Source organism: Micromonospora trifolii, from assembly GCF_022229005.1.
In the GTDB taxonomy this organism is placed as follows: Bacteria; Actinomycetota; Actinomycetes; order Mycobacteriales; family Micromonosporaceae; genus Micromonospora; species Micromonospora trifolii.
The window spans coordinates 155141-165907 of the sequence record NZ_JAKKFD010000019.1 but is presented as its reverse complement, the minus strand read 5'-3'; the positions used below and the strand labels follow the sequence as shown (position 1 = coordinate 165907).

Annotated in this window: 10 protein-coding genes and 1 pseudogene; 5 read left to right on the top strand and 6 right to left on the bottom strand. The window is 71.1% G+C overall.

Annotated features, from left to right (window positions below):
- Together NIE79_RS12970 and NIE79_RS12965 are read right to left on the bottom strand one after the other, a co-directional pair.
- Nucleotides 1–300, bottom strand: a pseudogene (locus NIE79_RS12970) (chromosome partitioning protein); the annotation flags it as partial.
- 91 nt (nt 301–391) lie between these two features.
- Nucleotides 392–1465: a diacylglycerol kinase family protein gene (locus NIE79_RS12965; RefSeq protein WP_238678777.1), complete on the bottom strand. Its 1074-nt coding sequence runs from the start codon at nt 1463–1465 to the stop codon at nt 392–394.
- Between the two features lie 125 nt (nt 1466–1590).
- Here NIE79_RS12965 and NIE79_RS12960 point away from each other — a divergent pair, with 125 nt between their 5' ends.
- From NIE79_RS12960 to NIE79_RS12945, 4 genes are all read left to right on the top strand, one after another.
- Entirely contained in the window at nt 1591–2880 is a 1290-nt protein-coding gene (locus tag NIE79_RS12960; protein ID WP_238678776.1) for an adenylosuccinate synthase, read from the top strand.
- Between the two features lie 176 nt (nt 2881–3056).
- The gene (locus tag NIE79_RS12955; protein WP_238678775.1) at nt 3057–3983 is read left to right on the top strand and encodes a type IV toxin-antitoxin system AbiEi family antitoxin domain-containing protein; all 927 of its coding nucleotides are present in this window, start codon (nt 3057–3059) and stop codon (nt 3981–3983) included.
- A gap of 83 nt (nt 3984–4066) precedes the next feature.
- Entirely contained in the window at nt 4067–5317 is a 1251-nt protein-coding gene (purD, locus tag NIE79_RS12950) for a phosphoribosylamine--glycine ligase (protein ID WP_238678774.1), read from the top strand.
- 61 nt (nt 5318–5378) lie between these two features.
- Nucleotides 5379–5867 carry a SigE family RNA polymerase sigma factor gene (locus NIE79_RS12945; protein ID WP_238678773.1) on the top strand — a complete coding sequence of 163 codons (489 nt, stop codon included), beginning with the start codon at nt 5379–5381 and terminating at the stop codon, nt 5865–5867.
- A gap of 7 nt (nt 5868–5874) precedes the next feature.
- Here the strand turns inward: NIE79_RS12945 and NIE79_RS12940 are convergent, their stop codons facing one another.
- From NIE79_RS12940 to NIE79_RS12930, 3 genes are all read right to left on the bottom strand, one after another.
- Nucleotides 5875–7437: an AMP-binding protein gene (locus tag NIE79_RS12940; RefSeq protein WP_238678792.1), complete on the bottom strand. Its 1563-nt coding sequence runs from the start codon at nt 7435–7437 to the stop codon at nt 5875–5877.
- Between the two features lie 196 nt (nt 7438–7633).
- Complete coding sequence (locus tag NIE79_RS12935) at nt 7634–8848, bottom strand: acyl-CoA dehydrogenase family protein (RefSeq protein ID WP_238678772.1); 1215 nt, start codon at nt 8846–8848, stop codon at nt 7634–7636.
- A 1-nt stretch (nt 8849) separates the two neighbouring features.
- Nucleotides 8850–9302 (bottom strand): SCP2 sterol-binding domain-containing protein, encoded by a 453-nt coding sequence (locus NIE79_RS12930; protein ID WP_238678771.1) that lies wholly within the window; start codon nt 9300–9302, stop codon nt 8850–8852.
- 67 nt (nt 9303–9369) lie between these two features.
- Here NIE79_RS12930 and NIE79_RS12925 point away from each other — a divergent pair, with 67 nt between their 5' ends.
- Complete coding sequence (locus NIE79_RS12925; RefSeq protein WP_238678770.1) at nt 9370–10008, top strand: TetR/AcrR family transcriptional regulator; 639 nt, start codon at nt 9370–9372, stop codon at nt 10006–10008.
- Here NIE79_RS12925 and NIE79_RS12920 read toward each other — a convergent pair.
- Nucleotides 9983–10648, bottom strand: coding sequence for a DedA family protein (locus NIE79_RS12920; RefSeq protein WP_274523993.1), 666 nt, complete (start codon nt 10646–10648; stop codon nt 9983–9985). The genes NIE79_RS12925 and NIE79_RS12920 overlap by 26 nt on opposite strands.
- Between the last annotated feature and the right edge of the window lie 119 nt (nt 10649–10767).

Below are 10767 nucleotides of genomic sequence, written 5' to 3'. Positions count from 1 at the left end.
CCCCCACCCCCCGGGCGCCGGGACGGCGCCGGTGAGCGACGGGTAGTCCGACGGCGAGGGCGGCGACTGGGCCGCGGCGCCGGGCTGGCCGGGGACCGGCGGTCGCCCCGTCGGTGGCGCGGCCACCGGTGGCGTGACCGGTGGCGTGACCGACGACGGCCCACCCCGCTGCTCGGCGACCGCAGCCCACGGCGGCACCGCGCCCCGGTCGCCCGGATCTGGTGGCCAGAGTGGTTCGACGTCCCGCTCCGGCACCGGCTGCTGGCCGGGCACCTGCGCCCGGTCGGCGTTCTCGTCCATTACGGCCCTCCCCAGTCCTCCTGCGAGGATAGGCCCAATCGCCCAACAGGGCCGATCGGTGCAGGCAGGTCGGCTGGTCGGTGCGGTCGAGTCAGATCGACCAGACCGCCCAGGCGCCCGGCTCGACCCACCAGGAACGCTTACGGGTCAGCTCGCCCTCGACACCATCGTCGAGGTACGGCACCTTGCCCTCCCTGGGCAGCACCGACACCGCCCGCCCACGGGCCCGCCGAACTTCGAGGCGTACCCGCTTGCGCCCCCACGCCGAGCGGACGACCACCGGCACGGCCACCGCGACCTCGACCTGGCCGTCGGCCGGGTCCGGCGCGGTCAGCAGCGTCACGTCGTTGAGAGTCGCGTACCCACCGGCGTTGCCAACCGCGCAGGCCATCAGCGGTTCCGCACCGTCGGTGAGGATGGTGTCGTCGACCTCCACCCGGGCCCGCCAGTGCAGTGGCCGGCCGGCGTCGTCGGCCGCGCCGAGGAGCGCGCCGTCCAGGGTCACCGAGCCGCCGTCGTTGCGCAGCAGGTCCAGCCGGCGTGGCGTGCCGTCCAGCACCGCGGCGGCCACCGCCGCCGGGTCGCGGGGCAGCCCGAGCTGCGCGGCCAGGTCCCGGTGGGTGCCGCCACGAGCCGGGTCGAGCGGGAGTACGGCCACCGGCGGCAGGTCGGGCAGGGTCCGGTTGCCGGGCAGATCCGCCGGGCGCTTGCTCGGCGCCGGGGCGTACCGCTTGACCAGCCGGCGCAGCACGGCGCGCAACTGCCCGTCGCTGGCCGTGGCGACGACCAGCCGGATCTTGCTGTCCGGGTCCGGCCAGGTGAGGCCGTCCGGGCGGGCCGGGCCGTCGAGCCGGGCCAACACCGCGTCGATCTCCGCGTCGGAGCGGGCGGTGACCGTCTCCACCCGGGCGCCCCGGGCGTTCAGCGCGTCGGCGCACGCCAGCACCGGCACCCGTGGCCGCTCCGTCGTGCACTGCTCGGTATCGGCCTGGTCGTTGTTGGCCTGGTCGCTGTTGGTCTGGTCGGTGTTGGCCTGGCCGGTGTCGGTCTGGCTCGTCGAGGCGGTGTCGGCCCCGGTCGCGCCGCCGCAGCAGGCCCCTCCGCTGCCACAGCCCCCGGGAGCGTCCCGCTCCGAACCGAGGGTGAGCAGCACCACGTCGTACACGGAAGGAGCCTCCTGCCTCTCGACGCGAACCCCTGCCGGCCGCGCCGTCACTACTTGTTAACCTGACACCCCGGGCTCGCCGAGCGGTCGCCACCTGGCACCCGAGCCTTCTGGAGGCGGAAAAGATGCCAGCGATCGTGCTCATCGGCGCTCAGTGGGGCGACGAGGGCAAGGGCAAGGTTACCGACCTGCTGGGTGAGCGGGTCGACTACGTCGTGCGCTACTCCGGCGGCAACAACGCCGGGCACACCGTGATCACCCCGGACGGCCAGAAGTACGCGCTGCACCTGATGCCGTCCGGCGCGCTCTCACCGAACGCGATGATCGTCATCGGCAACGGTGTGGTGGTCGACCCGAAGGTGCTGCTCGCCGAGATCGACGGCCTGGCGGAGCGCGGCGTCGACGTGTCCCGGCTGCGGATCTCCGGTGACGCGCACCTGATCATGCCGCACCACCGGGCGCTGGACCGGGTCATCGAGCGCTACCTCGGCTCGTCCCGGATCGGCACCACCGGCCGCGGCATCGGCCCGGCGTACGGGGACAAGGTCGCCCGGATCGGCATCCGCCTCCAGGACCTGCTCGACCCGGGTATCCTGCGCAAGAAGCTGGAACTCGCGCTGCGCGAGAAGAACCAGATCCTGTTCAAGGTCTACAACCGCAAGGCGATCGACCTCGAGGCCACCGTCGAGGAGTACCTGGCGTACGCGGAGCGGCTCAAGCCGTACATCGCGGAGACCCGGGCGATGCTCTGGGACGCCCTGGACCGGGGCGAGACGGTGCTGCTGGAGGGTGCCCAGGCCACCATGCTCGACATGGACCACGGCACGTACCCCTTCGTGACCTCGTCCAACCCGACCGCCGGCGGCGCCTGCGTGGGCGCTGGCATCCCGCCGACCGCGATCAACAAGGTCATCGCGGTGAGCAAGGCGTACACCACGCGGGTGGGTGCCGGGCCGTTCCCGACCGAGCTGTTCGACGCCAACGGTGACCACCTGCGCAAGATCGGCGCGGAGTACGGCACCACCACCGGGCGGGAGCGCCGGTGCGGGTGGTTCGACGCTGTCGTCGCCCGGTACGCCTGCCGCCTCAACGGCGTCACCGACCTGGTCATCACCAAGCTGGACGTGCTCACCGGCCTGCCCAAGGTGCCGATCTGCGTCGGCTACGAGATCAACGGCGTCCGGGTCGACGACATGCCGATGAGCCAGACGGACTTCCACCACGCCAAGCCCGTCTTCGAGGAACTCGACGGCTGGTGGGAGGACATCACCAAGGCCCGCACCATCGACGACCTCCCGGAGAACGCCCGCCGCTACATCGCGAGGGTCGAAGAACTCTGCAACACGAAGGTGAGCGTCGTAGGGGTAGGCCCAGGCCGAGAAGAAAACGTGGTCCTCCACCCCCTACTCCCCTAACCCACCTGTCTCGCGCCGCCCCGCGCTCCGCTTCGTCTCGGTGATCATGGGGTTGACGGGCTGTTCGATCTACAGCAGTCCCGCTAACCCCATGATCACTGGGATGATGGGCGCCCTTGTCCACAGGGTTATCCACAGGGCTGGTGGTTGGTTGGTGGAGCAGTCAGCGTGGGCTTGTGGATCGCGCAGAATTTGTTCGCTCGGTTGCTGCCCGACAGGATGACCTGATCACCCGAGCGCAGGCGCTGAGAGCCGGCTTCAGCCGGCACGACATCGATCATCTGCTGGCTGTCGGCCGTTGGCGGCCACTTGCTCGAGCGGTCTATCTGACGCGCGGCCCGGACGGTGACCCGCCTGCTCGCCGGTGCCGCATTCGTGCTGCCGTGCTCTCGCTGGGCCCGGCGGCTCATGCGGTGTTCGGCACCGCGGCTGAGTTGTACGGCATCGCCGGGCTGCCGCGTCGGGACGAGATCCATGTGGCGCTGCCGGGCAGGGCGGCAAGGCTGGCACGGGTGTCGGACCCCGCGATCGTGCTGCACCAGCTCGAACACCCTCTGGGTGCGGTCGCGAAGGTGAACGGGATCGCGGCTACGGAACCACGGCTGACCGTTTCCGAGATAATCCTGCGAGAGTGCCGCTACGCGGCGGTCTCGGTGCTCGATTCCGCCCTCAATCGAGGGCTAGTCACGCCCGAATGCCTAACAACCATTCCAGCGCTGATTCGAGGTCGACGCGGTGCGGTCGCAGCACGCGGCTATCTCGCTGAGGCGGATGGCCGAGCGCAGTCGCCTCTGGAGACCCGTTCTCGACTGCGATGCGTTGACGGGGGAGTTCCACCGGACACGCTGCAGTTGGAGGTTCGTGACGATGACGGCTATCTGCTCGGCATTGGCGACCTGGGCTGGCGCGGCCGAAGGTTGATCGCCGAAGCGGACGGCCGAGACGCGCATGGCACTCCGGAGGCCGCCTACGCCGACCGCCGTCGCCAGAACCGCCTGGTCAACGCCGGCTGGACCATCCTCCGTTTCACCTGGCAGGACACCCTCCACCCCACCTACATCCCCCACACGGTCCGCGCAGCCCTTCATGTCCGTCGATCATGAGGTTGGCGAGCCGGTGGATCACCAAATGGCCCGTCAACCTCATGATCAACGGTGGGGTGGTGGGGGACAGTAGGATCTCGGGCGTGCGGGTTCTCTTGGTGGGTGGTGGCGGGCGGGAGCATGCGCTTGCGCTTGGGCTGGTAGCGGATTCGGGGGTTTCCGCGCTCGTTGCGGCGCCGGGTAATCCGGGGATCGCTGGCGTGGCTGAGCTGCGGACTGTCGCTCCGACAGACCCGGCCGCGGTGGCCGCGTTGGCAGTGGAGGTGGCGGCCGACCTGGTGGTGGTCGGCCCCGAGGCGCCTCTGGTCGCCGGGGTCGCCGATGCGGTACGCGCCAAGGGCATCGCCGTGTTCGGTCCATCCGGTGCTGCCGCGCAGTTGGAGGGTTCCAAGGCGTTCGCCAAGGACGTGATGACCGCCGCCGGCGTGCCGACCGCCCGGGCGTACGTCTGCACGGACGAGGAGAGCACCGCTCGGGCGCTGGACGAGTTCGGCGCGCCGTACGTGGTGAAGGACGACGGTCTCGCCGCCGGCAAGGGAGTGGTGGTGACCGACGACCGGGCCGCCGCGCTGGCGCACGCCAACGAGTGTGGACGTGTCGTGGTCGAGGAGTTCCTCGACGGCCCGGAGGTCAGCCTCTTCGTGGTCACCGACGGCGAGGCGGCGCTGCCGTTGGTGCCGGCACAGGACTTCAAGCGGCTCGGCGACGGCGACACCGGGCCGAACACCGGTGGCATGGGGGCGTACGCGCCGCTGGCCTGGACCCCGTCCGGCCTGGTCGACGACGTGATGCGCGATGTGGTCCACCCGACGCTCGCGGAGATGCGTCGCCGGGGCACCCCGTTCGCCGGCCTGCTCTACGTGGGGCTGGCGATTACCGCCGCCGGCCCTCGGGTGATCGAGTTCAACGCGCGCTTCGGCGACCCGGAGACCCAGGTGGTGCTCGCGTTGCTGGAAACCCCGCTGGGTGGGCTGCTGCACGCGGCGGCCACCGGCTCGTTGGCCGAGCACCCGCCGCTGCGGTGGCGCGACGGCAGCGCCGTGACCGTTGTGGTCGCCTCGGCGGGCTACCCGGTGGCCCCGCGCACCGGCGACGTGATCACCGGCGCGGACGGTCCGGGCATCATCCACGCGGGCACCGCCCGCCGGGCCAGCGACGGCGCGTTGCTCTCCGCCGGCGGCCGGGTCCTCTGCGGTACGGCCACCGGCGCCGACCTGACTGCCGCGCGGGACGCCGCGTACGCGCTGGTGGACGGGGTGGAGCTGGCCGGCTCGCAGCACCGCACCGACATCGCCGCCGCCGCGATCGAGGATCGGATCACGATTCCCGGCTGAACTCGGGCAACCCCCGGCCGTTCCACCGCCGTTTGACCGGTGAGACGAGGGGGTGGCCGGAATGCCGGTCGATGTCGAGGGTTACCGCGACTACGTCGGTGCGCGGCTGGAGCCGTTGCGCCGCACGGCGTACCTGCTCAGCGGTGACTGGCACACGGCCGACGATCTGGTGTCGGCGACGCTGGTCAAGTTGCTCCGGCACTGGTCGCGGGTGTCCGTGCCGATCCAGCTGTCCCGGGGCGGTGATCGTGGCGATCTGGTCATCGGGCTGAGTCCGGCCCTCGGGGCGGTAGCTGGATGCACGTTGGCGATGGATTCGACGAAAGATTGCTCAACAGCTCAGCTCCCGGACGGCACCCAGATGGCGTTGGGCACCGAGGTCGACGCGGCGGCGGGCACCAGCCGCCGCTCTGCGACGGTGCTGCGCCCCGACGGGACGGCGGTGGGGGTCAGCCTGGTTCAGCCCGGTGCGTCACTGGACGAGATGTTGCTGACCGAGGACCAGTTGGTGACCTTTGGCCGGTGGCCGGGTTTCAACCTGTACCCGTGAGCGACCGTCAGCCGTAGTAGCGGCGCAGTTCTCGGGTGAGCACCTTGCCGGTGGCGTTGCGGGGCAGGTACTTCACGAAGATCACGTCCCGGGGGACGCTGAACCGGGCGAGGAAGTGCCGGACGTACTCGCGGACCGCCTCGGGGTCGAGGGTCTCGCCGGGGTGCAGGGCGAGGAACGCGGAGAGGCGCTGGCCGTACTCGGGGTCGGGCACGCCGATCACGGCCGCCTCGCGGACCTGCGGTAGTTGCGCGAGCAGGTCCTCCACCTCGGACGGGAAGACGTTCTCGCCGCCGGAGACGATCATGTCGTCGGCTCGGCCGTCGACGAAGAGCAGCCCGTCGGCGTTCAGCCGGCCGAGGTCACCGGTGTCGAGCAGGCCGTCGCGGGTTTCCCGGTTGGCACCGGAGGTGTAACCCTCGAAGAGCATCTCGTTGCCGACGAAGATCCGCCCGACCCGTCCGTCCGGTACGGCCTGGCCGTCCTCGTCGAGCAGTTCCAGCCGGGTGCCGTGCGGCGGACGACCAGCTGTGGTGGGTGCCTGACGCAGGTCCTGCGGGCCGGCGATGGAGGCCCAGGAGACCTCGGTGGAGCCGTAGAGGTTGTAGAGGACGTCGCCGTAGACGTCCATGAATTTCGGGGCCAGCCCGCCGGGCAGGGCCGAGCCGCTGACCGCGACGACTTTGAGCGGGGGGCGCGGGTCCGGCGGGGGCACCTCCAGCAGTCGCTGCATCATCACCGGTACGGCGAAGAGCGCGTCGCACCGCTGCGCGCTCAGGGCGGCGAGCGTGGCGGCCGGGTCGAAGCGGCGGTGCAGCACGATGGTGGCCCGTAGTGCCAGGCAGACCTGGAGGGCGGCGAATCCCCAGGTGTGGAAGATCGGCGCGGCGATCATCACCCGGTCCCGGGCGTGCAGGGGGATGCGGTCGATGATGGACACCAGTGGGCCGAAGCCGCTGGGCGTCGGTCGGCGAGCGCCCTTGGGCGTGCCGGTGGTGCCGGAGGTGAGCACGATGATCCGGCCGTCGCGCTCGGGCGGGTGCAGGTCACCCGGCAGTGCCCCGGCCACCAACTCCTCACGGGCGCGTTCGTCGAGCCGGGGCAGTTCGGCGGGGAGGCCGAGGACCCGCTCGGCGAACTCGTCGTCGTGCACGAGGAGCCGCAGCCGCTGCTCCTCGGCGACGGTGCCCAGTTGGGCGGCGCTGAGCCCGGTGTTGACCAGTACCGCGTCGACGCCGAGCAGGGTGGCGGCGACGATCGTCTCGATCAGCCCGTGGTGGTTGCGGCAGAGCACGCCGATCCGGTCGCCGGCCTGTACGCCGAGCCCGGCCCGCATCGAGCGGGCCATCCGTTCGGCCCGGTCGAGCAGGTCGTGGTAGGTCAGCTCGACGCCGTTCTCGTCGATGACGGCGGGACGGCCCGGGTCCCGGGCGGCTGCTTGGCGTAGCTCGCCTGCCAGGCTCCACCCCCACGTCCGCAACGCGTTGAGCTGCGAGGCGACCCGGACCGGGCTGCCGGGGGTGAGCAGCCCGCGACGGGTCAGCGTGGCAACGATGAACGGCAGGTCCATGCCGCAGACCTCCTCGGGGTGGTGCGCGGACGGGGCTGTCGCCGGCCCGTCCATCAGGGCTTCTTTCCTTGATCATGCACTGGGCGCGGCTGAAGGCCCAGTTGGCGTCGGCGTGGGGTGACAAAGACGGCACAGATCGTGGGATCCGGGCCACCGTCGGCCCGACCCCGTGGAGAAGGGGCTGGGCCGACGGCGGTCAGCGGATCTGCATCCCGGAGATCGCCCGGGAGATGACCAGTCGTTGGATTTCCGAGGTGCCCTCGAAGATGGTGTAGATCTTGGCGTCCCGGTACCAGCGCTCGACCGGGTGGTCACGCAGGAAGCCGGCTCCGCCGAGCAGTTGCACTGCCTTCTCGGTGACCGACACGGCCACCTCGCCGGCCTTGAGCTTGGACATCGACCCTTCGCCGGCGGTGAACGGGCGGTTGTTGCGGCCCATCCACGAGGCCCGCCAGACCAGCAGCCGCGCCGCGTCGATCTCCATCCGCATGTCGGCCAGCGCGAACGCGACAGCCTGGTTCTCGATGATTGGGCGTCCGAACTGGACGCGGTCCTTCGCGTAGTCGAGGGCGTACTCGTAGGCGGCCCGTGCCACGCCGAGCGCCTGGGCGCCGACGGTGGGTCGGGACAGCTCGAAGGTGCGCATCGCGGCCTGTCCGGTGGCCCGCTGACCGGAGCGGGCCCGGTCCAGGCGTTCCAGCAGGGCTTCCCGTCCGCCGAGCAGGCAGCGGCCGGGGACGCGTACCCCGTCGAGGAAGACATCAGCGGTGTGTGACGCGCGGAGGCCGAGTTTGCGCAGCTTGCGGGTGGCGGCCAGGCCGGGGGTGCCCGGGGGTACGACGAACGCCGCCTGGCCCCGGGAGCCGAGCGCGGGGTCGACGGAGGCGGTGACCACGTGTACTCCGGCGATTCCGCCGTTTGTGGCGTACGCCTTCTGGCCGGTGAGCACCCACTCGTCGCTGGCCTCGTCGTAGTTGGCCCGGGTGCGCATCGCGCCGACATCGGAGCCGGCTTCGGGCTCGCTGGTGCAGAAGGCGGCGACGGCCGGCGAGTCCACGTCGCCGAAGCACTGCGGCACCCACTCGACCATCTGGTCGGGGGTGCCGGCGCCGTAGATGGCGGCGACGGCGAGCGACGTGCCGAAGATGCTCATGCCGATGCCGGCGTCACCCCAGAAGAGTTCTTCGCTGGCGATCGGCAGGGAGAGCCCGGTCGGGTCGGCCCAGCAGGTGGCGAGGAACTCGAAGCCGTAGAGGCCGACCTTGGCGGCTTCCTGGATCACCGGCCACGGGGTGTCCTCGCGCTCGTCCCACTCGGCGGCGGCCGGGCGCACGACCTCGGCGGCGAAGCCGTGCACCCAGTCGCGTAGATCCCGCTGTTCCTCGTTCAGGTCGAGCGAGAACTCAGCCATGTCAGGCCTTGGGGATGTCGAACAGGTTGGCGATGTTGGCGGCGAGGCCGAGGTCGCCCTTCGCCTTCAACTTGCCGGTCATGAACATCATCACCGGGTTGGCGCCACCGGAGACGATCTTCAGGAACTCGACCGGGCCCATGGTGAGGCTCAGCTTCGGGTCGTGCTGCGGGGGCTCGTTCACGACGCAGGTGCCGTCGGCGATGACCACCTCGTAGGTGTCGCTGCCGCCGTCGGGGCGACCGGTGACGACCCAGTGGATGACCGCGTTGGTGGAACCGGCCCGGTCCGCGCGGAACAGCGACGGCATCCGGCCGAACACCTCGCCCAGGACCTTGTCGCGCAGGTCGCCGGACATCACCTGGGCGATCTTGTCGTCCGGGGTGGACTTGACCAGCTGGGCGAACTCCTTGGGGCCCACGTTGGCGAAGGTGGCCGGGTCGAAGTCAGTCATCAGGTGCGCCTTCCGGAAGATTGGCTACTCGCGCGTAACCCTACGCACGAGTAGGTATGCTCGCAAGGTGTCCAGCGTCCCCGCCTTCAAGCGCCTGCCTCGCGCCGTCCGCGAGCAGCAGATGCTCGACGCGGCAGTCAAGGTCTTCTCCCGACGTGGCTTCCACGCCGCCAGCATGGACGAGATCGCCGAGGACGCCGGCATCTCCAAACCCATGGTGTACGCGTACCTCGGCACCAAGGAGGAGCTCTTCGTCGCCTGCCTGCACCGGGAGGGCACCCGGATGATGCAGGCCATCGCCGGGGCGGCGGCCCCCGACCTGCCGGCCGACGAGCGGCTCTGGCGTGGGCTGAGGGCGTTCTTCGGCTTCGTGGGCGCCTACCGGGACGGTTGGGCGGTGCTCTACCGGCAGGCCCGGGGCGAGCAGCCGTTCGCCGGCGAGCTGGCCACCATGCGGGCCCGGCTGGTCGAGGTGGTCGCCGGAATGCTCGACCACGCGCTGCGCGCCGAGGGCCGCGAGATCGCCGCCATCGACCTGGAGGTCGTCGCGTACGCCCTGGTCGGCGCGACCGAGTCGTTGGCCGACTGGCTCGCGGACCACCCGGACGCCGACCCGGAGAAGACTGCCACCCGGATGATGAACGTGGCCTGGCTCGGTGCCGCCCAACTGCTGCACGGCGTCACCTGGCGTCCGCCGGTCGACTGACCGCCCCGGCGGAGAGAGCCTCGGTGCCCGGCTCGCCGGCCCGCGCCGCGCGGCGGCGGTTGCGGAGCCAGCGGACCACCTCGACGACGACAGTCACCGTCAGGGCGAGGCCCAGACCGAGCAGGAGGCCACGCAGCGGGTCCTGCTCGAAGGCCAGCCCTCCGACATAGCCGACCAGCGCGGAGTAGAGCCCCCACGAGCTGGCGGCCAGCGCGTCGAAGGCCAGGAACCGTCGCCGGGGATACCGCACCGCACCCATGGTGAGTGTGACAGCGGTCCGACCGCCCGGAATGTAGCGGGCCACTGTGAGGATCAGACCGCCCCGGGTGGAGATCCCCCGACGGGCCCGGTCGATGGCGGCTCGGCGTCGACCGTCGGGCGGCAGCCGGTCGAGCAGGCGGGTGCCGCCACCCCGCCCGATGGCGTACGAGATGTGGTCACCGACCAGCGCCCCGGCGGCGGCCACCAGGATCACCGCCGGCAGGTACGGCGCTCCGGAGGCCGCGAACACCCCTGCGGTGATCACCGCAGTCTCGCTCGGCACCACCGGGAAGAAGCCGTCGAGCACCGCGATCGCGAAGATCGCCAGGTACACCCAGGGTGAGGACATCGTGTCGTGCAGCAGGTCGAGCAGATCCATGATCCCGATGCTGGTCGGGGCGGCGGCTTCCGACATCGGCCAGTGGTCAGGTGGGCGGCACTACTTAGGTAGCGGCCGGCCCGGACGGCGGGTAGGGGTCATCCCCCAGCTCACCCGGG